The sequence below is a fragment of the Stutzerimonas stutzeri genome, from assembly GCF_009789555.1.
Taxonomy (GTDB): Bacteria; Pseudomonadota; Gammaproteobacteria; order Pseudomonadales; family Pseudomonadaceae; genus Stutzerimonas; species Stutzerimonas stutzeri_R.
In genome coordinates, this window is sequence record NZ_CP046902.1 from 1,926,255 (window position 1) to 1,947,930 (window position 21,676).

Genomic DNA, 21,676 nt, shown 5'->3' on the forward strand with positions numbered 1-21,676 from the left:
TGCGTGGCACCGGAGCCGGATCGGGAGTTTTCATGGGATACAGGCTTCGTCCAGGCGACTCCGCCGCCGAGGTGCGCAAGGTCGCACGGCAGGGCATCGACAAGGCCATCGAGGCGTTGAGCGTTCCCCCCGCAGAGCGGGCCGAGGGCGTGCACCAGGCACGCAAACGCTTCAAGGAATTGCGCGCATTGCTGCGGCTGGTGCGCAAACCGCTGGGCGGCACCTTCAAGCGCGAGAACCGTCGGTTGCGCGACCTGGGCCGAGCGCTGGCCGAGTCGCGCGATGCGGCAGCCATGCTGGAAAGCTGGGACCTCCTGGCGCAGCGCTTTGCCGAGCGGTTCGCCGATCCGGATTTCAGTGCCGCCCGGCAGCGCTTGCAGGCCCGGGCCGAGACAAACGAGGGCGCCACCGCCGATCTGGAAGGGCGTCTCGCAGAGGTGATCGAGGCGTTACGCACCGCCCGTGGCGGCATCGACCGCTGGCCGCTCAGGGGCGAAGGGTTCGACCTGCTGGCTGCCGGTGTGGAGCGCACCTACGCCGACGGCTGCGCCGAGCTGGCCAAGGTGCGGCTCGCGCCGAGCGACGAACAGCTCCACGAGTGGCGTAAACGGGTCAAGGATCATTGGTACCAGACACGGCTGCTGGCCCCCGCTTGGCCAACGCTGATGCAGGTGCGCAGCGATTCGCTCAAGCGACTGGCCGATCGGCTCGGCGACGACCATGATCTGGCCATGATGCAGCAACTGCTCCACGCCGAACCTTCGCTTTTTGGCGACCGGGGCGTTTGCGAGCAACTCGGCCAGGCAATTGCCGAGCGCCGCAGCGAACTGCAACGCGAGGCGCTGGCGCTGGGTGAGACGCTTTACCGGGAGGCACCGAACGATCTGGTGGCGCGCTGGCGGCGCTACTGGGACGCCGCCGAAAGCTGATGGCCAAAGCGGTCAGGCTGTCTGGCTGTTGACCTCGTGAATGTTCAGCATCTTTTCCATCTCGCTGCGGATGAACGCATCGGTGCAACCCGGCAGGTATTCACGCAGCTTGCGGATCACCCACTGCTGGCCCTTGTCGACGAATGCAAGGCGTTCGTCCAACGACTCGATTGCCATCGCCTTGGCATAGAAGGCCCCTGTTTCACGATTGGGTTCGACGCCCAGGTGGTTGAGGCAGTTGAGCACCCGTTTGCAGCTGTCTATTTCTCCCTGGCGGATCTGCTCCAGCAGGGTCCGTTGCGCCGGATCGTCGCAATGTTGCAGGCTTTCGCCCGCCACCTTGGCGCCGGCGCGTTCGGCGCTGAGCAGATCCTGCAACAGTTGCGTTTCCCCTTGCGCCGTGTTCAGCGGGTTCCGGTCAGTCATGCGCGATTCCTGTCTGGAGGGCTGACGCGCGGCTGCGGGCAGTGGCGTCAGCGGGATGAGCCCGTCGGTTACAGCTTCTTTGCCGTCACGATCTTCACCGGGGTCAACGGGACGTTCTGCATCATGCTGCGGTTGCCGGTCGGCACCTGGGCGATCTGGTCGACCACGTCCATGCCGCGCACCACCTTGGCAAACACCGCGTAGCCGAAATCCCGGCTGCCGTGGTCGAGGAAGGCGTTATCGCGATGGTTGATGAAAAACTGACTGGTGGCCGAATTGACGTTCTGGGTGCGGGCCATCGCCAGCGTCCCGCGGACGTTGTGCAAGCCGTTGTCGGCTTCGTTCTTGATCGGCTCGCCGGTCTTCTTCTGGCTCAGCCCTTCGTCGAACCCGCCGCCTTGAACCATGAACCCTGGAATGACGCGGTGGAACACCGTGCCATCGTAGAAGCCGCTTTCCACGTAGCTGAGGAAATTCTTCACGCTGATCGGCGCCTTCTCGGCCTCCAGCTCGATTTCGATTTCGCCCATGCTGGTGTTCAGCAATACGTGCGGATTGTCCGCGGCCAGTAGGTCGCCGGCGAGCAGCAATGAACAGGCGGCAAGGATGAGTCGTTTCATGGTGTTGTCCTGATGGGAGTGGAAGCCTGGGCCGGTCCGCCATTGGCAGCCTGCGATTGCGCATCGTACGTCTTGATCAGGTCGATGAGAATCTGCGTGGCCGGGCCGAGCGGCTTGTTAGGGTTAGTGTAGAGATAGAACAGGGGCCGGCGAATGCTGCCCTGGACCAATGGCAGCGGCTTGAGCACACCCTCGGCGAGTTCGCGGCCGATCATGTGACGCGGCAGCCAGGCGAAGCCAAGTCCGCTGCTGACGAAGCCCACCGATGTGGCCAGGCTGCCCACCGTCCAGCGCTGTTCGGCGCCCAGCCAGCCGCTGTCGCGAGGCTGACGCTGGCCGGAGTCGCGCACCACCACCTGCATCTGGCTCTGCAGGTCCTGCACGCTGAGTTTGCGCTGCAGTTGATGCAAGGAATGATCGACGTGGGCCACGGCGATGAACTCGACGGTACTCAGCTCGGCGCCAAGATAGCCGGTGATGTCCAGGCTGCTGATGGCGAGATCGGCGGTGCCGTCCTTGAGTACGTCCTCGACCCCGGACAGCACTTCCTCGCGCAACCGCACGCGACAGCCACGGCTTTTGGGCATGAATGCGGTCAGGGCGCGGATCAGTTTGGCGTTGGGGTAGGCGGCGTCCACCACCAGGCGGACTTCGGCCTCCCAGCCCTGCTCCATGTGATGGGCCAGTTCTTCGAGCTGTCCGGCCTGGGCCACCAGTTGCCGTGATCGACGCAACAGCACCTCGCCGGCATCGGTGAGTACCGCCTTGCGCCCGTCGATACGCAGCAGGGGCACGCCCAGTTGCTCCTGCATGCGCGCAACGGTGTAGCTGACGGAAGACTGCGAGCGATGGAGCATTTCGGCGGCCTGGGCGAAGCCGCCGTGGTCGATCACTGCCTGCAGGGTTCGCCACTGATCGAGGGTCACGCGTGGCACTTTCATTCCATTGTTTTCCTGTTGCGTCTGTCTGGTACGCTGGCGAGCCTTTACGAGGAGCCGACAAAAATGAAAAGAATCCGCTTCGCCGCGTTCGCTTCGCTCACTATCATCCCACTGAGCGCCCTGGCCGTCAGCTACCCGGTGGACGTGGAGCAGGAACTCAACGGTGCCGACGTGCTGGCAACCACCGAAACCATCGATCGGGACATGGCCGGCCTGATGCTACAGAACCTCGGCACGCGACCGGTCGATTGCACCGCCGTGTTCCGCAACGGACCCGAGGCACCTCGAACCCGTCATACCGCGCTCGCCGCGGGCGAGCGCAAACCTTTGGTCGCCAAGTTCAAGCGCGACGTGATTCGCCTGCGTATCAAACTGACCTGCGAGCCGCAGCCCTCCTCTTGACCGAAGCGTGCGGGACCGGCGGTACCGCCGATGGCCGTCAGCATCGTCGCATGGCCGCAGCGTTTGCAACCCCAGACGCTCATCGGGCCGGCAGAAGCGGACGTGATGCACAAAGCCGCCTCTCCTGCGGCTGGACGCGTTAATCTATGCGTCGTTTTTCGACTTGCCCGAGGTGTCACCCTTGTTTGACCAATTCGCCCTTCACGAACGCCTGCTCAAGGCGGTCGCCGAACTCAAATTCGTCGAGCCGACGCCCGTGCAGGTGGCGGCTATTCCTCCGGCGCTCGAAGGGCGCGATCTGCGGGTAACGGCGCAGACCGGCAGTGGCAAGACGGCGGCGTTCGTGCTGCCGATGCTTAACCGGCTGATCGGCGATGCGGTGGTGCGTACCGATGTGCGCGCGCTGATTCTGCTGCCGACCCGCGAACTGGCCCAGCAGACCCTCAAGGAAGTCGAGCGTTTCTCGCAGTTCACTTTCATCAAGTCGGCGATGATCACCGGTGGCGAGGATTTCAAGGTCCAGGCCGCGATCCTGCGCAAGGTGCCGGATATTCTCATCGGTACTCCGGGGCGAATGATCGAGCATCTGAACGCCGGCACACTGATCCTCAAGGACGTGGAGCTGCTCATTCTCGATGAAGCCGATCGCATGCTCGACATGGGGTTCGCCGACGATGTTCAGCGTCTGGTCGGCGAATGCGACAAACGCCAGCAGACCCTGCTGTTCTCGGCCACCAGTGGCGGCGCAGCGTTGCGCGAGATGGCTGCCAATGTCCTGCGCGATCCGCTGCATTTGCAGCTCAACCGCGTCAGCGAGCTGAACGAGGGTACCCGCCAGCAGATCATTACCGCCGAGAACACCGAGCATAAGGAAAAGCTGGTGCACTGGCTGTTGGCCAACGAGACCTACAAGAAGGCGGTGATCTTCACCAATACACGGGTCCAGGCCGACCGCCTGTATGGGCGGCTGGTGGCCGAAGGCGTGAAGGCCTTCGTCCTGCATGGCGACAAAGACCAGAAGGACCGCAAACTGGCGATCGACCGGGTCAAGGAAGGTGGCGTCAAGGTGTTGGTCGCGACCGATGTGGCGGCGCGCGGGCTGGATATCGAAGGCCTGGATCTGGTGATCAACTTCGACATGCCGCGCTCGGGCGACGAATACGTGCACCGTATCGGTCGGACCGGCCGCGCCGGTGCCGAAGGCCTGGCGATCTCGCTGATCTGTCACAACGACTGGAACCTGATGTCGAGCATCGAACGCTACCTCAAGCAGCGCTTCGAGCGACGGGTGATCAAGGGCCTGAAGGGCAGCTACATGGGGCCGAAAAACCTCAAGGCTTCCGGCAAGGCAGCGGGCACCAAGAAGAAAAAGGACGACAAGAAGAAGGCAGCCGATAAAAAGACCAAACCCGCAGGCAAGCCCACCGCCAAGCGCCCGAAGAACGCCAAGCGCGAGGCGCCGCCCTCGCAGATCGTCAGTCAGGATGGCATGGCGCCGCTGCGCCGCAAGAAGCCGGCCGCCGAGTAACGTTGCCCCTCGCCGGGGCGGCGTCGTTGCCCCGGCTCCTACGGATCGTCAGCGCTTTTTGGCCGGTGCGATATCGGCTTTCTTCTCCGCCTCTTCCACATGCTGAAGACGCCTGTCATAGGCCTGGCATTCGTCACCAAGCTGTTCGGCGGTTTGTTTGACCTCCATGTCGCGCAACTGCTCGTTGATTTCCGCCGCCCGTTCCGGGTCATTCTCGGTCAGCTGATTGACGCGTTCGGCCAACTGTTCGGCCTTGGCGTTGATCTGGTCCGTGGTGCATTCGGCGAGCGCCGTCTGGCTGGCCAGCAGGGCGGCAGCGATGGGAATGATCAGATATTTCATGGTGCGCTCCTGTAACGATCTGTTCGGTGGATCGTCATCGGAGCGCTTTAGTTCAGCTGTTGCCCGGTGTGCAGGATCGAACCATGCCGCGATTGGCGGGGTCCGAATCAGCATGAGCCGCCGTTCGACGCGGCGCGACAGGAGAGGGACATGACCTATAACTGGGACCTGATGCTGCGCCTGCTGCTGGAAGCGCAGAAATCCGGCAGCGAGACGTTCACGCCACGGCAGTACGCCGACGAACACGCGATCGCCATGGAAGAGGCGGGGCAACCGTTGCCCAATCTCGATTCGTTGAAGGCCGAGGCACAGAACTACGAAAGCCTGCTGTTCGAAGGCGGGTTCATGGTGGCGCGCCCTGAGGATCAAGGCGGCAACGGTGAGAATTTCGTTCTGACCGAGCGAGGCATGCAACTGCTGCAGATGCTCCAGGGTGGCAGCGTGAACCGGCAGCGCCTGGACGAAACGGGCCAGGCTGCGCTGACCCCGGAGGTCTTCGACGGCCTGGCGGCCGGCTGAGCGACAGCGTCCCGCTTGTGCGGGACGCCGTTTCGAGGGGGGCGACTGTCAGAACAGCGGGCCGATGGTCCCGCAGGACTTGTTCGCCGCGTGTTTCTGCAGCACCGGCAGCTGCGGGCGCGGCTTACCGCTCTTCACATCCAGCGACAGCGCGTAGTCGCCCCACCAGGGACCTGCGGCCCAGTAGGTGCTAGGGATGCAATGCTGGTTGAGGTATTTCAGCAGGTTATCGGTGGCCACGATGGCGGAGGGCGAATAGTCCGGCGCCCCGTGTTCGCCGATGAATCCGCGCAGTTTGTTCCGGCTCAGCCATTCGACGAACGGTTTGGCCCGGACCACCCCGATCATCGGATCGTAGACGGCGCTGCGGCTTGCGTAAGTACCGGAGTAGTCCTTGTCCAGATACAGGTGGGCCTCGTACACCAGATTGTTGTTCGGGTCGCGCATCCATGGATGGGTGGCCAACTGGGTGTTGTAGGACGGCCAGTGGAACGCACTGGACCAGCGGTCACCGGCAACGAAGATCCAGCGCTTCTGATCGATCCCGCGGATCGCCTGTGCCGCTGCAAGTGCGGCCGCCGGCCATTTTCCATTGGTGGAGTGGGGCTCGTTCATCAGCCCGTATCCGTAGACCGCCGGATGGTTGGCGACTTTCTGGGCGATGCGGCGCCAGCTATTGGCGAAGGCGCTGATGGGCACTTCGTTCGAAGCGATCAGCTTGCCGTAGTAGCGGTAGTAGTTGTGCATGTCGAGGATGACCTGCATGTTGTACTTCTGCGCGTGGTTCAGGGCGGTCAGCAGCCTGCCCAGTTCGGCGGCATCGAGTTCGCCGTTGAGCTTCGGCTGGATACGCTCCCAGCGAAATGGCAGGCGGATCAACTTCAGATTGAGGCCGGCATAGCGCTTGAAGTTGGCCTCGCTCGGGTAGATGTAGTGAATCTGGTGGCGTCCGGGCAGTCCGGAATATTCACCGAACTCAGCCCCGGCCAGATTCACACCCACCAGATGGATCGGGTTGGCTGGCGCGGCCCCGCTGTCCTTGCCCGGCGACGGGGACGTACCGCCCGCCGGCGGTTGGCTGAAGTCCGTACTGCTGACCGAGAGCGTCCTTGGGTAGCCCACGGCGTGGCCGTCGACAGTGCCGCCGTCGAGCATCACGGTCATGTTGTCGCCGGCGTGGTAGACGAGCTTGACGGTCCGGATCTGCCCATTGGCGAACCTCACCTTCGCACCTTTGTGAAACGCGGCCTTGTTGGCTGCTGTGCCCTTGACCGAAACGCCCACCGATCGGTACACGCCGTTGACGAAGTCCTTGCCGTTGAACGAGTTCAGCGCCGTGATCATGGGCGCCGAGGGTGTCGGCGCGCTGGTGGGCGGCGCGGGTGCAGGCGTGGGTGCCGTCGGGATGCTGGGCGTCGCAGTGCCGACAGCGGCGAACAGCTTGTTCGGGTGGCCGAGCGATCCGCCCAAGGTGGCGCCGGCAAGCATGACGCTCATGGTATTGCCTGAAATGTACACGGCGGTGATGGCGCGGGTCTGGCCGTTTGCCAGTCTCACCGAGGCGCCCGGTTTGAAAACCGAACGGTTGGCAGCGCTCAATGGAATCGAGAAGCCTGCGGATTTGCGCCAGACACCGTTCAGCCAGTCGCTGTTGGTGTAATTGTTGATGGCGCTGCTGTGAGCTGTCGCGCTCGGTGTCGAGGGCGTCGGCTGCGCAACGGGAGGTGTTGGCGAGCCGGTGGCGGCGCCGAGCGCCACGACGCTCTTCGGATAACCGGTGCTCGAGGGGTTGAGCGTTGCGCCAGAGAGCATCACGCTCATATGAGCGCCCGAAAAGTAAACGACTTTGACGGTGCGTATCTCACCGGTGGCCAATCTGACCTGAACGCCTTTGCTGAACGCTGCCTTGTTGGCAGGCGTCGCGGGAATGGAGAATCCAGCGGATTGGCGCCAGGTTCCTTTGTTCCACTGGGGGCTGGTGAAGTCGTTGACCTGGGCGGTGGCGACGGTCCGAACGGCGCTCGCGGCCGTCGTGGCGGCGTGCGCCTGTTGGCCCACCGGGGCGAAGCCAAACAGGGCGCTCAGTGCGACGGCGGCCAGTAACGCCCGTGGCGCGCCTGAAACTGCTCTCAGGGACATTGATATCTCCGGAACTTAATACGACAAAAGGCAGCGGGTGCCTTTTAAAAAATTTCGGAAGCATTCCCGGAGTGTTGAACAAACGAAGCACTACCGACGACGCAACCATTCAGACAACGCAGCGAAACGGCAATGCAGCGGCTCGCGTTGTTGGATAGGCGTTATATAGACAGAGTGCTAATGAGTAAAATTATTTTGGCGCCGGAAAGTCGCCGTAAACCTTCGATTTGATTATGTAATTTCATAATGACATTAACTAATATCAATGAGCTATCGCTTATAGATGATCGTAAGTTATTGATATTACTTATATTTTATAATTTTTGATTAATTGGAGGAATATTTGACGCCGGCAACTACCGTTTCGCCTGTTAGTTGCTACGCAGCGACCGGCGGTAATTGTTTATTGCCAGATATGTCGAGCGCGAGCCGCCCGGCCTGACGAGCGAAGCGAATCAACGGATAGGAAAAGGCAAGTGGCCAAGGCCGCGGCGATTCGCATGCCGACGGCTGAGGGACCCTTGCCGGCGTGCTGATGAGGTCAGCGCACGTGCTTCAGGCTTTCGGCGGTCAGCTCCAGGGCCTTGCGCATGTCCAGGCGGGCCGAGCGGCCAATGTCCTGGTTGTCCAACTGATAGCTGCGCTCGGACGGCAGGATCGGAGCGGTCAGGTCGTCGGCCTCTGCGGGCTCGAAATCCTTGTCGCGGCCGATGGTCAATGCGCTGCGGCGTAGCAGCTCGCGCAGTTGATCAGGTGCAAGCTCCGGGTTGATCGACAGCATCGCGGCGACAATGCCGGTCACCATGGGCGTGGCATAGGAGGTGCCGCAGTGCACGTCGCCACGCTTGCCGGCCTTCAGCGTCGCGGCACGGGTGCAGGCCGAGGCGGTGATGTCGACACGCATGTCGACGTTCGACGAAGGCCGCTTGGTGACATATTCCGGATGCTCGACGGGAACGTCGCGCTCGCCGTTGCGCTGGTGGCCGCCGACGACCAGCAATTGCTCGGTGATGAACGAGGACGGCAGGCGGTAATCGTCCTGGCCGGAGCGGGCCGAGCCATTACCGGCAGAGTTAACGACGAGCACATCAGGATGCTCGCGGCGCAGCCAGAGGAAGAATTCCTCGAGCAATTCCTCATAGCCGCTCATGGCGACGCCGGAACGAATCAGCGAATCGACTTCTTCACCTTCGATGTCCCGCGCGCCGACGCGGTGAATGCCCCAACTCCAGTTCAGTACGCGTGCGCCGTCCTGCACCAGATTGACCGAGGCGGCGACGTTGGCGGTGATGCCGGCGTCGGAGTTGCGCTCGACGATGATCTCGAAACCGACGCTGGCCGGCTCCAGTGCGCTGAGAAAGCCGCTGTCGTTGGGTTCCGGGCTGCGCGCGGCGAGGATGCCGGTGACCGTGGTGCCGTGCTCGGTCGGCACGTCGGCGTCCCGGGCGTAGACGCAGGTTCGCGATGACCGTGGGTCGCAACGGCCCACGTAGTGGGCGAACTCGGGTGCGTCGAAGTCGAGGTTGCGTTCGATGATGCCGATGCGCACCGGATGCGTTTTGAGCGGGGCGTTTCCGGACGGCAGGCGATGCAGGTAATAGTCCACTGCGTCGAGAAAACGGTTGGCGACCCATTCGCTGTTTCGAGGCTTGTCGCCCGTGTCTTGCTCGACCGGCTGCTCGGGCCCGGATTCCTCGACCACCACGGCGTCGACGCTCACCTCGTTGCCCAGGCGTAGCACCATGGCGTCGCGCTCGGTCAGGTCATTCACCGGCAGTCGCAGCTGATAGGTGTTGAGCGGAGCGATGGCGCCAACGACTTCGGCTCCGTACTTGCTGGCCAGGCGGCGCGACTCGTCCAGGCCGTCGTGGCTTTCCTCGATGATCAGGCTGACCAGATTCAGGTAGGTGTTCAGCCCGTCCATGTTTTTCGTCACGTCATCGGGACCTGCGGCCAGCACATGGCTGCCGTTAAACGTCAGCCACACCGGGTTGCTCTGGCGTTCGCCCTGTTCAAGCCAGAGCGGGCCGCTTCGATGCTCCGACGTGCGCAGCGACAGGCGCAGCCTGCCGTTGCCCAGCGTGGAGGTTTCGATCGGCTTGCCGCCGAGCATCAGCCGGGCCTCGCCGTCGCCGAGCCCCGTGCTGCGCAGGCAGAACGTGACCTGCTCGGTGGCAAGGAGGTCGCCGCAGCGCTGCAGATCCTTGATGCGTAGCGGAGCGGACTCGGCCTTCGCCGGGTTGCCATGCACTGCGCCCAGCACGATGGCGATTGGCAGGCAAAGGCTTGCGACCCTCATTGTCGACGTTGCAGGTAATGCACGCTGAACAGTTCGCTGCTGTCCGTCCATTGACCGCTGCAGTCAAAGCCGGCGCTGCTGGCGAGATGGGAGAAGGATTCAAGCGTGTACTTGTAGGAGTTTTCGGTGTGCAGCGTTTCGCCGGCATCGAAGTGAAAGCGCTGGCCTTCGATGGTCACATCCTGCGCCTCGCGGCTGACCAGGTGCATTTCGATGCGCGAATCGACTTCGTTGAAGAAGGCGCGGTGGGCGAAACGTGATGGATCGATGTCGCTATCCAGTTCCTGGCGGATGCGCTGCAACAGGTTGAGATTGAACGCTGCCGTGACATGTGCGCGGTCGTTATAAGCGGCTTCGAGCAGGGTGCGGTCCTTGACCAGGTCGACGCCTACCAACACGCCGCCGCCGGGCGGAAGAATTTCATGCAGGTGTCCAAGCAATTTGCGCGCTTGCAGCGGCGTGAAGTTGCCGATGCTCGAGCCCGGAAAGAACACCAGCGGGTGATGAAGGGTGAAGTTGTCGGGCAGTGTCAGCTCGTCGGAGAAGTCGGCGCAGGCGGCATGAACCTCCAGCCAGGGATAGTCCGCCGCCAGCCGTTGGGTGCTGGTGAGCAGGAAGTCTTCGGAGATATCGATGCCCAGATAGCTGACCGGGCGCAACCCCTCGAGCAACAACCGTACCTTGCGACTGGCGCCGCTGCCCAGTTCGATCAGGTCGGTCTGCGGGCCGGCGATTTCGCGGATGTCGTTCGCAGCATCGGCGAGAATGCGCTCTTCGGTGCGGGTCAGGTAGTACTCCGGTTGCACGCAGATCTGCTCGAACAGTTCCGAGCCGCGCCGGTCGTAGAAGAACTTGGGGGAAATGCGTTTCGGCGTGGCGCCGAAGCCGGCCAGCGTTTCGTCGCGCAAAGACGCCTCGTGGGGTTGCCGGGTCTGGTCATGGAAATGCACGGCTAGTGCCATTTTCATAGCTCCCTGGCCAGGCGCAGCCCGGCAAACTGCCAGCGCATGGCCGGCTGGAAAAAATTGCGATAGGTGGCACGGATGTGAGCTTCCGGCGTGGCGCAGCCACCGCCGCGCAAGACCATCTGACCGGACATGAACTTGCCGTTGTACTCGCCCAGGCTGCCTTCGAGCGGGTGGAAGCCGGGGTAGGGCCGGTACGCGCTGGCGGTCCACTCCCAGACATCGCCGAACAGCTGCGCCGGCCCGTCATGGGGCGCGCTCGCCGCGACCGGCTGCAGATGATCGCTTTCGAGAAAGTTGCCGCGCAGCGGTTGGTCCATTGCGGCGACCTCCCACTCGGCTTCGGTGGGCAACCGGGCCCCGGCCCAGCGCGCGTAGGCATCCGCCTCGTAGAAGCTGATATGGCACACCGGCGCTTCGAGATCGAGCGGACGCAGCCCTCCCAGCGTGAATTCATGCCAGGCGTCGTCCAGCCGCTGCCAATACAGCGGGCAATGCCAGCCGCTTTGCTGAATCTGCGCCCAGCCATCGGATAGCCAGAGTTCGCTGCGCGCGTATCCGCCGTCCACGATGAACGACAAGTACTCCCGGTTACTGACCAGGCGGTCGGCGAGCTGGAAGTCTTCGACGAACTGGCGATGCCGTGGCGTCTCGCAGTCAAAGGCGAAACCGTTGCCGACGTGGCCGATATGGCGCACGCCCGCGCTGTAGTCATGCCAGCGCAGGCGGTCGTTATGCAGTGCCGGCACCGGTTTCAGGTCGTTGCGGTAGACCGGGGAACACGGGTTCTGCGCCAGAATGTGCTTGATGTCCATCAGCAGCAATTCCTGATGCTGCTGTTCATGCTGCAGGCCCAGTTCGACCCGTCGCAGGATTTCTCCGGCGTGCTGCTGCGGGGGATTGGCAAGCAGCTCTTCCATGGCGCGGTCGACATGCTGGCGAAAGCGGTAGACGTCATCCACGCCGGGCCGTGAGATCAATCCTCGCTGGGCCCGCGGAAACGGGGCGCCATGGGTTTCGTAGTAGGAGTTGAACAGGTGATCGTAGATCGGATCGAGCGGCTTGTAACGCGCGAGATAGGGTTTGAGCACAAACGCTTCGAAGAACCAGCTGACGTGCGCCAGATGCCATTTCGGTGGGCTGACATCGGGCATGCTCTGAATGACATAGTCCTCGACCTGCAGCGGCGCGCAGATCGCCTCGCTGGTGGCGCGCACCTGCCGGAAACGCTGCAACAGATAATCCAGCTCGGCCAGTGCCGGATGCTGTTTTGGCTGTTCTGCCGGGTTGCCCATGGGCGTCTCCCTTGTTCGATACTCGGATATTCGATGCCGGCAACGGCCGAAAACCGCCTCTCATAGCGACCCGAAGCGAGGCGTAAAAGTTTCTGCCGATGCGGGCACCAGAGCCTCTGGCCGACGCGTGAATGCCCCTGTGATGAAAGCAGCCAGAGCGGGTTTGCGAAAGGCGCCGTGTCGGGTGGCTCGCTGGCGAGACGGATCGGGACCGTGGCCGACCCGCCTGGCTAGGGGGATTCGATTGGCGGGGTTGGGCGGATAAGCATCTCGTTGACGTCCACGTGCCGGGGCTGCGAAAGCGCATAGACTACCGCCCGCCCGATATCCTCCGGCTGCAGCGCGTAGGCGGGCGGCTTGTCGAACAATGGCGTGTCTACCATGCCCGGTTCGATCAGGGTGACCCGCACGCCAGTGCCGCGCAGTTCCTCGCGTACGCTCAGGCCCATGCCGGTCACCGCCCATTTGCTGGCGCTGTACATCGATCCGGGAATGACGAAGCGGCCGGCAGCCGAGCCTGTCAGCAACAAGTGGCCGCGACTGGCCTTCAGCGCTTCGATGCTGCAGCGCAGCGTCAATCCGACGCCATACACGTTGGTCAGCAACATCTCGCGCCAGACCTCCGGGTCGGCACCGCTGAAGCCGCCGTCGCTGCCAGGCATCCCGGCGTTGGCGTAGACCGCATCGAGCTGGCCGAAACGATCCAGCACGCGCTGCACCATGGCACGCTGGTCGGCGTACTCCTTGACGTCGCAGCGGATCGCCAGCGCTCGTTCGGGTCCGCCGAGTTCGCTCACCAGTTGGATGAGCTTATGTTCGGAGCGTGCCGCCAGCGCCACGCGGTAGCCGGCCTCGGCGGCAAGACGGGCCGTGGCCGCGCCGATACCGGAGGAAGCTCCGGTGATCAAAAGTACCGAATCGTTCATCGGGTCCTCGCTCGGGTGCGGTTACAGGGTCAGTAGTTCGGCGGGGTTTCCGGAATGCCGGTGTCGTCGGCCAGCGCCGGCATGGTCCAGGGTTCGAGGCGTTGATCCTTGTCCTCGACATCCAGCCGCGCCTGCTCGATGACGCTGCCCAGGTGCTGCGGGTTGCTGTATTCGTCCCGACCCACGCGGGGGACCTGCAATAACTCGATGCCATTGCCGGACATCACGGTAAAGCCGAAGCTGTCTTCGTCCGGGTTGGCGCTGGTCACGCAGCCGCATGGGAGAAAGGCCTCGGAGACCAGCTCCATGGCATCATCGAGCGTCAGTGGTTGGTTTTTCATGATCGGCTCCGTCGTCAGGCTGTGTGCGATGGACCTCGCGCACCGGCCGCCGTTTCCAGGCATGCGACGGGCTGCGGTCGCGCGCCCTTGCAGTGGAGCCGCCGCGCCAGCATATTCAGGCGATGAATCACAGCCCCGTTCACGACGCACTGGTCGCTTTTCACCCAGCGGTAGCCGGCTGGTTCAGTCGCAGCTTTCCTTCGCCGACGCCCGCCCAGGCCCGCGCCTGGCCGCTCATCCGTTCCGGCCAGTCGACTCTGGTCGCGGCGCCCACCGGCTCGGGCAAGACGCTGACGGCCTTTCTCGCCGCACTGGACCAACTCGTCCAGCAAGGCCTGGCAGAGGGCGGCCTGCCGGACGAAACGACGGTGCTCTACATCTCGCCGCTCAAGGCGCTGTCCAATGATATCCATGCGAATCTGGAGCAACCGCTGGCGGGTATCTGCGCCGAGCTGCAACGCCTCGGCTTGCCCTCCCTGCAGATTCGGACCGCGGTGCGCACCGGCGATACCCCGCAAGCCGAGCGCGCGGCCATGCGCAAGCGAGTCCCACATATCCTGGTGACCACGCCGGAATCCTTCTACGTGCTGCTGGGTTCCGAGTCTGGCCGTCGCATGCTGGCGAGCGTGCGCAGTGTGATCGTCGACGAGATCCATGCAGTTGCCGGTAACAAACGTGGCAGTCATCTCGCCTTGTCACTGGAGCGGCTCGAAGCCCTCTGCGGGCGTGCCTTGGTGCGCGTTGGCCTGTCGGCGACACAGAAGCCGATCGATGCGGTGGCAGCGTTCCTGACCGGCAATGGGCGAGGGTGCGAGATCGTCGATATCGGCCACGGCAGGGCCCGGGACCTGGCGCTGGAAGTCCCACCGGTTCCGCTTGAGGCGGTGATGAGCAATGACGTATGGGCGCAAGTTTACGACCGGCTGGCGGCATTGGCCGGCGAACATCGGACCACGCTGATTTTCGTCAACACCCGGCGAATGGCCGAGCGCGCCGCGCGGCATCTGAGCGAGCGCCTCGGCAACGCCGTGGTGGCCGCGCACCATGGCAGTCTGGCGCGCGAACAGCGGCTGGATGCCGAGCAACGGCTCAAACGCGGCGAACTGCGTGTGCTGGTGGCCACGGCCTCGCTGGAACTGGGCATCGATATCGGCGACGTCGAGCTGGTCTGTCAGCTCGGTTCGCCACGCTCGATCGCCGCGTTTGTGCAACGCGTCGGTCGCGCAGGACACCAGGTCGGCGGTGTCTCGAAAGGGCGCTTGTTCCCCACTTCGCGCGACGACCTGATCGAGTGCGCCGCCTTGCTCGACAGCGTGCGGCGCGGTGAGCTGGATACTTTGGTCGTTCCGCACGCGCCGCTGGATGTGCTGGCCCAGCAGATCATCGCCGAGGTGTCATGCCGCGAGTGGCACGAAACCGAGCTGCTGGCGCTGATCAGGCGGGCCTCGCCCTACGCGACGCTCAGCGGAGAGCGCTACCAGGCGCTGTTGGCGATGCTTGCCGAGGGCTACACCACTCGACACGGCGCGCGAGGCGCTAATCTGCACCGCGATGTGGTCAACCGTAGCCTGAGGGGGCGACGCGGCAGTCGAATGACTGCATTGACTTCTGGCGGGACCATTGCAGACAACGCCGACTACGCGGTGCTGCTCGAACCGCAGGGCTTCAACATCGGCACGGTGAATGAGGATTTCGCCGTGGAAAGTCTGGCCGGCGACGTCTTCCAACTGGGCAATACGGCGTATCGCATCATCCGGATCGAGGCTGGCCGAGTCCGGGTCGAAGACGCACGGGGCCAACCCCCGAATATCCCGTTCTGGCTGGGCGAAGCGCCCGGACGCAGCGATGAATTGTCTGCCGCGGTCGCCAGGCTTCGCGGGGAGATCGATGAGCGGCTGGCCGCTACCGCCCCTCACCCCAGCGCTCTCGCCAAGAGGGCGAGTGGGTCGTCCGAGCCGGGCGGGGAAGCGGGCAATGGGTTTGATACCGGGACCGAGGCGGCGCGTACGATCGATCTGACGCCAGCGACCGGCTGGCTGACCGAGACCCTCGGCCTGCCGGACGCCGCGGCTCGGCAGGTCGTCGAGTATCTGGCGCGCGCGCGCTCGGCCCTGGGCGCGTTGCCTACCCAGCAGCGGTTGATCATGGAACGCTTCTTCGATGAATCGGGCGGCACCCAACTGGTCATCCATTCGCCGTTTGGCAGCCGGATCAACCGTGCCTGGGGTCTGGCGCTGCGCAAGCGCTTCTGCCGCACCTTCAATTTCGAACTGCAAGCAGCCGCGACCGAGGACGCGATCATTTTCTCGCTGTCGACCAGCCACAGTTTCCCGCTCGACGAGGTCTGGCGTTACCTGCACTCCAGCAGTGCCGAGGGTGTGCTGATCCAGGCTCTGCTCGACGCGCCATTATTCGGGGTGCGCTGGCGCTGGAATGCAACCACCGCACTGGCGCTGCCACGCATGGTCGGAGGGCGCAAGGTAGCGCCGCAATTGCAGCGGATGAAAAGCGAGGACCTGCTCGCCAGCGTTTTTCCGGATCAGGTGGCATGCCTGGAAAACATCGTCGGCGAGCGTGAGATTCCCGATCATCCGCTGGTCGCGCAGACGCTGGAGGACTGCCTTCACGAAGCCATGGACTGCGAGGGCTGGTTGGCGCTGTTGAGACGTATCGAAAACGGGGAAATCGAGCTGCTCGCCCGTGATTTGCCGTCACCGTCGCCGCTGGCGATGGAAGTGCTGGGCGCGCGCCCTTACGCCTTCCTCGACGACGCGCCGTTGGAAGAGCGACGCACCCAGGCGGTGCTCAATCGGCGCTGGACGGACCCCGAATCCAGCGACGATCTCGGCGCACTGGACGTCGCGGCCATCGAGGCGGTACATGAGCAAGCCTGGCCGCAGGCGCGCAGCGCCGATGAGCTGCACGAAGCCTTGATTGGCCTGGGCTGCATCGCCGAAGGCGAAGCGCTGCGTCAGGACGCGTGGCCCGCCTGGCTTGGCGAGCTGGCCGCCGGCGGTCGTGCGACACGCGTGCAGGCCGCACGGGACCGCGCGCTCTGGTTTCCGGTGGAGCGTCTGACTCTGCTCCAGGCCATCTACCCCGGTGCCCGCTACGAACCTGCGCTGCCCCTGCTGCCGGGCTTCGACGAGACGCTGTCGGAGGATGCGGCCCTGACCGAATTGATCAGGGCGCGCCTGACCGCCTTCGGCCCGCTGCCGGTCCCGCTGATCGCCCGACCGCTGGCCTTGCCGGCGTCTGCGGTCGCGCAGGCCCTGACGCGGCTCGAGGCGGAGGGCTATGTGCTGCGCGGCCACTTCAGCCCTGGTGCGGTCGAAGAACAATGGTGCGAACGGCACCTGCTGGCGCGCATACACCGCTACACGGTCAAGCGTCTGCGCCGTGAAATCGAGCCGGTGGAGCGTGCCGACTTTATGCGATTTCTGTTCGATTGGCAGCATCTTTCCGAAACGACACGGATGCAGGGGCGTGATGCGCTCGGCCCTGTGATCGAGCAGCTTGAAGGTTTCCAGGCTGCGGCGGGGGCGTGGGAAACCGACCTGCTGCCGGCGCGACTGAAAGACTACGGCGGTCCCTGGCTGGACGAAGTGTGCCGCTCCGGGCGCATCGTCTGGACGCGGCTGGCCGGGCGAACCAAGGCCAGCAGCGGTCCGGTGCGCGGCACGCCCATCGTCTTGTTGCCGCGCCGCCATCTCTATGCCTGGTACGCACTGGCCAACGACGCCCCCCTGCCAGAGCTGACGGCACGTGCGCAGCGGGTGTTCGAGACGCTGCAGGCGCATGGCGCCTTGTTCTTCGATGAATTGCAGCACGACGCTCATCTGTTGCGCAGCGAACTGGAGGATGCGCTCGGCGAGCTGGTCGCGGTAGGGCTGGTCAACGCCGATAGCTTCGCTGGTCTGCGCGCGTTGTTGGCGCCAGCGGCCAAGCGCTCACGCAGCCCGCGCCAGACCCGTGGTGGTGCCTTCATCGGCGGCATGGCCGATGCGGGACGCTGGGCCCTGGTACGCAAGGCACCGGCCGCGCCCGTCGCTCCCACTCCGCTGCGCCGGTCGTTCGACCCGGAGATGCTCGAGCACATCGCCCGGGTGCTGTTGCGCCGGTACGGCGTGGTGTTCTGGCGGTTGCTGGATCGCGAAGCGGACTGGCTGCCGCCATGGCGTGATCTGCTGCGGGTTTACCATCGGCTCGAGGCGCGCGGAGAGATCCGGGGCGGCCGCTTCGTCGCCGGCGTGCCGGGTGAGCAATTTGCGTTGGCGGATGCGGTCGGCCTGCTGCGTGAAATGCGCAAGCGGCCACCGTCAGGGGAAATGATTGCGGTCTCGGCGGTCGATCCGCTGAATCAGGTGGGCACGCTGCTCCCCGGCGAGCGCGTGCCGGCGGTCGCAGGCAATCGCATCCTCTACCGCGACGGGGTAGCGCTGGGATTACTGGTTGCCGGCAGGCCTGAACTGCTGGCCGAGCTGAACGAAGACGACCAGCGCAAGGCGCGGCAGTTGCTGGCGGTGGCGCGACACCGAGCGCCTGCGTAGGCGGCCCGCCCCGGGGCGAAACGGGCTCGCCGACGAGCCTCATGACCGCTTGGTAGGAGGCCCGCCCCCGGGGCGATGCTCCGCTGGCTCAGGACCGTCGAACGATCAGCCGGCAACCAGCACGCGAATCGCCTCCAGGCGAAGTGCGGCCTTATCCAGCATCCCCAGACCTTCTTCGCGCTGCTTGCGCAGGGCGTCGATCTCGCTGTCGCGTACGCTCGGATTGACCGCCTGCAGCGCGGTCAGGCGCGCCAGTTCCTCGTCGAGACTGGCTTTCAAGCGGCGCTGCGCCTCGGCGACTCGCTCGCTATGACGCGGGGCGATCTTGGCCTCGGCATCGGATATCTGCACCGCCAGCACATCACGCTGGGCCTGGATGAACTTGTTGGCGCTGGCACGCGGAACGCTTTCCAACTGGTCGGTCAGGGTCTCGAAGGCGACTTTCGGCGCCAGGTCGTTTCCGTTCGAGTCCAGCAGGCAGCGCAACGCCAGCGGCGGCAGGAAGCGATTGAGTTGCAGCGCACGCGGCGCCACCACTTCACTGACGAACAAGAGTTCCAGCAGGACGGTGCCGGGCTTGAGCGCCTTGTTCTTGATCAACGCCACCGCGGTGTTGCCCATGGAACCGGACAACACCAGGTCCATCCCGCCCTGGACCATCGGGTGCTCCCAGGTCAGGAACTGCATGTCTTCACGCGCCAGCGCCTGCTCGCGGTCATAGGTGATGGTCACGGCTTCGTCGTCGCCCAGCGGGAAGCTGGCATCGAGCATCTTCTCGCTGGGACGCAGAATCAGTGCGTTCTCTGAGTGGTCCTCGCTATCGATGCCGAACGCGTCGAACAGCTCTTCCATATAGATCGGCAGTGCAAACTGGTCGTCCTGCTCTTCGATGGCCTCGACCAACGCCTTGCCTTGTTCGCCGCCGCCGGAGTTGAGCTCGAGCAGGCGGTCGCGCCCGGCATGCAACTCCGCTTCCAGTCGCTCACGCTCGGCGCGGGCTTCGTCGATGAGTTGCTGGAACTCATCGTCGTCGCCTTCTTCCAGTTGGACCAGCAGGCGCGGCCCGAACTGGTGTTGCAGGGCGTTGCCGGTGGGGCAGGTGTTGAGGAAGGCATTCAGTGCGTCGTGATACCACTTGAACAGGCGTTCCTGCGGACTGGTTTCCAGATAGGGCACGTGCAACTGGATGACGTGCGCCTGGCCGATCCGGTCGAGACGGCCGATGCGCTGCTCCAGCAGGTCCGGATGCGACGGCAGGTCGAACAGCACCAGATGATGGGCAAACTGGAAGTTGCGGCCTTCGCTGCCGATCTCGGAGCAGATCAACACCTGCGCGCCGAACTCTTCATCGGCGAAGTAGGCTGCCGCGCGGTCGCGCTCGAGAATGCTCATGCCTTCATGGAACACGGTCGCAGGAATGCCGGAGCGCACCCGCAGGGCGTCTTCGAGGTCCAGCGCGGTTTCGGCGTGAGCGCAGATGACCAGTACCTTGAATTTCTTCAGCATCTTCAGGGTGTCGATCAGCCATTCGACACGCGGATCGAAACTCCACCAGCGGTTCTGCGCGTCGGGTTCTTCCTGCTGGCTCTGGAAGCTGACCTCGGGATACAGCTCGGCGTGCTCGCCCAACGGCAGCTCCAGATATTCGGCGGGGCACGGCAGGGGATAGGGATGCAGCTGGCGCTCCGGGAACCCTCGCACGGCGGCGCGGGTGTTGCGGAACAGCAGGCGGCCGGTGCCGTGGCGATCGAGCAGCTCGCGAATCAGCCGGCTGCTGGCCTCGATATCGCCGTCGGTTGCGGCAGCCAGCAGCGCTTCGCCTTCGGCGCCAAGGAAATCGTGGATGGTCTGGTGCGCTTCGCTGGACAGTCGCCCCTCGTCCAGCAGCTCCTGAACGGCGCGGGCGACCGGTTGGTAGCTGGCGCTCTCCGCACGGAAGGCCTCCAGGTCATGGAAGCGGTTCGGGTCGAGCAGGCGCAGGCGCGCGAAATGGCTTTCCTGGCCCAGTTGTTCCGGGGTGGCGGTGAGCAGCAGCACACCGGGGATCACTTCAGCCAGTTGCTCGACCAACTTGTACTCGGCGCTCGCGTTCTCAGGGTGCCAGACCAGATGATGCGCTTCGTCCACCACCAGCAGGTCCCAGCCGGCGGCGAAGGCGGCGTCCTGCGCGCGCTCGTCGTCCTTCAGCCAGTCCAGCGAGACCAGGGCCAGTTGCGTATCCTCGAACGGGTTGCTGGCATCGCTTTCGATGAAACGCTCGTCATCGAACAGCGCGACCTGCAGATTGAAGCGGCGGCGCATTTCCACCAGCCATTGATGCTGGAGGTTTTCCGGGACCAGGATCAGCACACGCTTGGCACGTCCCGACAGCAGTTGGCGATGGATGACCAGACCGGCTTCGATGGTTTTGCCCAGCCCCACTTCGTCGGCCAGCAGCACGCGCGGAGCGATGCGGTCGGCGACTTCACGGGCGATGTGCAACTGATGCGCGATGGGTTGCGCACGCACGCCACCCAGTCCCCACAGTGAGGAGGTCAGTTGCTTGCTCTGGTTTTCCAGCGTGTGATAACGCAGCTTGAACCAGTTCAGCGGGTCGATCTGGCCGGCGAACAGGCGATCGCTGGCGAGGCGAAACTGGATAAAGTTCGACAGTTGGGTTTCCGGCAGGGTGCGGGCTTCGTTGTGCGCGGTCAGACCGTGATAGACGAGCAGGCCATCGACGTCGTCGATTTCGCGCACGGTCATCTTCCAGCCTTCGAAGTGCGTGACCTCGTCACCCGGGACGAAGCGCACGCGCGTCAGCGGGGCGCTGCGTGCGGCGTACTGGCGGGTTTCCCCCGTCGCGGGGTAGAGCACGGTGAGCATCCGTCCGTCTTGCATGAGGATGGTTCCCAGACCGAGTTCCGCTTCGCTGTCGCTGATCCAGCGTTGCCCCGGTAGATACTGCTGCGCCATGCTGCCTCCCGCCTGTGAAAAAAGCGCGCTATGGTAACGGAACCCTGCCGATAGAGCGACGATAGATGCCGATTCAATAACGCTTTGCAGTGTAGCGTTGCTGCTAAGATCGTCAGCAGTTCATCCGATCAGTCGCAGCCGGCGCCAAGGGCGGTGCGAGCGCGCCGCAAACCGGAGAGAGAAGATGCTGCCAGTCGTTGCGCCAGGTGTCGTTCAGGTCAATGCCCAGCAGGATGTGGCCAAGTCGCGCCCTGAAATCGCGCCCATCACGCCGGTGCAGTCGAGTGCCAACGAAAGCGCGGTGAGTCTCGAGCGGCGTCATCCGCAGGAAGCCGAGCAGATGCTGCGCGATGAACAGCGAAGACGGCAGCGCCGTCGCGGCTACAGTCCCCAGCAACTGGCTGATGGCGATACCGCCGCCGAGGACCAGGATGCGCTCGAGGCATTGCCACGCCAGGGGCTATGGGTGGATGTCGAGGTATGACGTGCGCCCAGTCGG

Annotated in this window: 17 protein-coding genes; 6 read left to right on the plus strand and 11 right to left on the minus strand. The window is 64.1% G+C overall.

The features are described from left to right. Positions 1–32 precede the first annotated feature (32 nt). The gene (locus GQA94_RS09000; protein WP_158187690.1) at positions 33–929 is read left to right on the plus strand and encodes a CHAD domain-containing protein; all 897 of its coding nucleotides are present in this window, start codon (positions 33–35) and stop codon (positions 927–929) included. A 12-nt stretch (positions 930–941) separates the two neighbouring features. Here the strand turns inward: GQA94_RS09000 and GQA94_RS09005 are convergent, their stop codons facing one another. The 3 genes from GQA94_RS09005 to GQA94_RS09015 form a co-directional block, all read right to left on the minus strand. Continuing rightward, on the minus strand, positions 942–1,355 hold the full coding sequence (locus GQA94_RS09005) for a DUF6306 domain-containing protein (protein ID WP_158187691.1): 414 nt from the start codon (positions 1,353–1,355) through the stop codon (positions 942–944). Positions 1,356–1,423: 68 nt separating this feature from the next. After that, positions 1,424–1,975 (minus strand): peptidylprolyl isomerase, encoded by a 552-nt coding sequence (locus GQA94_RS09010; RefSeq protein ID WP_158187692.1) that lies wholly within the window; start codon positions 1,973–1,975, stop codon positions 1,424–1,426. After that, on the minus strand, positions 1,972–2,916 hold the full coding sequence (locus tag GQA94_RS09015; protein ID WP_158187693.1) for a LysR family transcriptional regulator: 945 nt from the start codon (positions 2,914–2,916) through the stop codon (positions 1,972–1,974). The genes GQA94_RS09010 and GQA94_RS09015 overlap by 4 nt, the downstream gene beginning before the upstream one ends. A 63-nt stretch (positions 2,917–2,979) precedes the next feature. Here GQA94_RS09015 and GQA94_RS09020 point away from each other — a divergent pair, with 63 nt between their 5' ends. Both GQA94_RS09020 and GQA94_RS09025 read left to right on the plus strand, forming a co-directional pair. Beyond that, positions 2,980–3,318, plus strand: coding sequence for a 3-phosphoglycerate kinase (locus GQA94_RS09020; protein ID WP_158187694.1), 339 nt, complete (start codon positions 2,980–2,982; stop codon positions 3,316–3,318). Positions 3,319–3,499: 181 nt separating this feature from the next. Further along, positions 3,500–4,846, plus strand: coding sequence for a DEAD/DEAH box helicase (locus GQA94_RS09025; protein WP_158187695.1), 1,347 nt, complete (start codon positions 3,500–3,502; stop codon positions 4,844–4,846). Between the two features lie 48 nt (positions 4,847–4,894). Here GQA94_RS09025 and GQA94_RS09030 read toward each other — a convergent pair whose 3' ends face one another. Then, entirely contained in the window at positions 4,895–5,188 is a 294-nt protein-coding gene (locus GQA94_RS09030; RefSeq protein ID WP_158187696.1) for a hypothetical protein, read from the minus strand. Positions 5,189–5,338: 150 nt separating this feature from the next. On the opposite strand from GQA94_RS09030, the gene GQA94_RS09035 reads away from it, so the two are divergent. Further along, complete coding sequence (locus GQA94_RS09035) at positions 5,339–5,707, plus strand: transcriptional regulator (protein WP_158187697.1); 369 nt, start codon at positions 5,339–5,341, stop codon at positions 5,705–5,707. A gap of 48 nt (positions 5,708–5,755) precedes the next feature. Here GQA94_RS09035 and GQA94_RS09040 read toward each other — a convergent pair whose 3' ends face one another. From GQA94_RS09040 to GQA94_RS09065, 6 genes are all read right to left on the minus strand, one after another. After that, positions 5,756–7,846, minus strand: coding sequence for a glycoside hydrolase family 5 protein (locus GQA94_RS09040; protein ID WP_158187698.1), 2,091 nt, complete (start codon positions 7,844–7,846; stop codon positions 5,756–5,758). Positions 7,847–8,387: 541 nt separating this feature from the next. Next, a complete protein-coding gene (locus GQA94_RS09045) occupies positions 8,388–10,145 on the minus strand; it encodes a S8/S53 family peptidase (protein ID WP_158187699.1) in 1,758 nt (585 codons plus the stop codon). Then, positions 10,142–11,107 carry an L-histidine N(alpha)-methyltransferase gene (gene egtD, locus GQA94_RS09050; protein WP_158187700.1) on the minus strand — a complete coding sequence of 322 codons (966 nt, stop codon included), beginning with the start codon at positions 11,105–11,107 and terminating at the stop codon, positions 10,142–10,144. The genes GQA94_RS09045 and egtD overlap by 4 nt, the downstream gene beginning before the upstream one ends. A 2-nt stretch (positions 11,108–11,109) precedes the next feature. Continuing rightward, on the minus strand, positions 11,110–12,405 hold the full coding sequence (gene egtB / locus GQA94_RS09055) for an ergothioneine biosynthesis protein EgtB (RefSeq protein WP_158187701.1): 1,296 nt from the start codon (positions 12,403–12,405) through the stop codon (positions 11,110–11,112). A gap of 230 nt (positions 12,406–12,635) precedes the next feature. After that, positions 12,636–13,331 carry an SDR family oxidoreductase gene (locus tag GQA94_RS09060; RefSeq protein ID WP_158187702.1) on the minus strand — a complete coding sequence of 232 codons (696 nt, stop codon included), beginning with the start codon at positions 13,329–13,331 and terminating at the stop codon, positions 12,636–12,638. Positions 13,332–13,360: 29 nt separating this feature from the next. Beyond that, positions 13,361–13,672, minus strand: coding sequence for a hypothetical protein (locus GQA94_RS09065; RefSeq protein WP_158187703.1), 312 nt, complete (start codon positions 13,670–13,672; stop codon positions 13,361–13,363). 122 nt (positions 13,673–13,794) lie between these two features. Between GQA94_RS09065 and GQA94_RS09070 the strand changes: the two genes are divergently transcribed. Then, positions 13,795–18,222 (plus strand): DEAD/DEAH box helicase, encoded by a 4,428-nt coding sequence (locus tag GQA94_RS09070; RefSeq protein ID WP_158187704.1) that lies wholly within the window; start codon positions 13,795–13,797, stop codon positions 18,220–18,222. Between the two features lie 105 nt (positions 18,223–18,327). Here GQA94_RS09070 and rapA read toward each other — a convergent pair whose 3' ends face one another. Then, positions 18,328–21,177: an RNA polymerase-associated protein RapA gene (gene rapA / locus GQA94_RS09075; RefSeq protein ID WP_158187705.1), complete on the minus strand. Its 2,850-nt coding sequence runs from the start codon at positions 21,175–21,177 to the stop codon at positions 18,328–18,330. Positions 21,178–21,361: 184 nt separating this feature from the next. Here rapA and GQA94_RS09080 point away from each other — a divergent pair, with 184 nt between their 5' ends. Continuing rightward, on the plus strand, positions 21,362–21,661 hold the full coding sequence (locus GQA94_RS09080; protein WP_158187706.1) for an aspartate-semialdehyde dehydrogenase: 300 nt from the start codon (positions 21,362–21,364) through the stop codon (positions 21,659–21,661). The last annotated feature ends 15 nt before the right edge of the window (positions 21,662–21,676 follow it).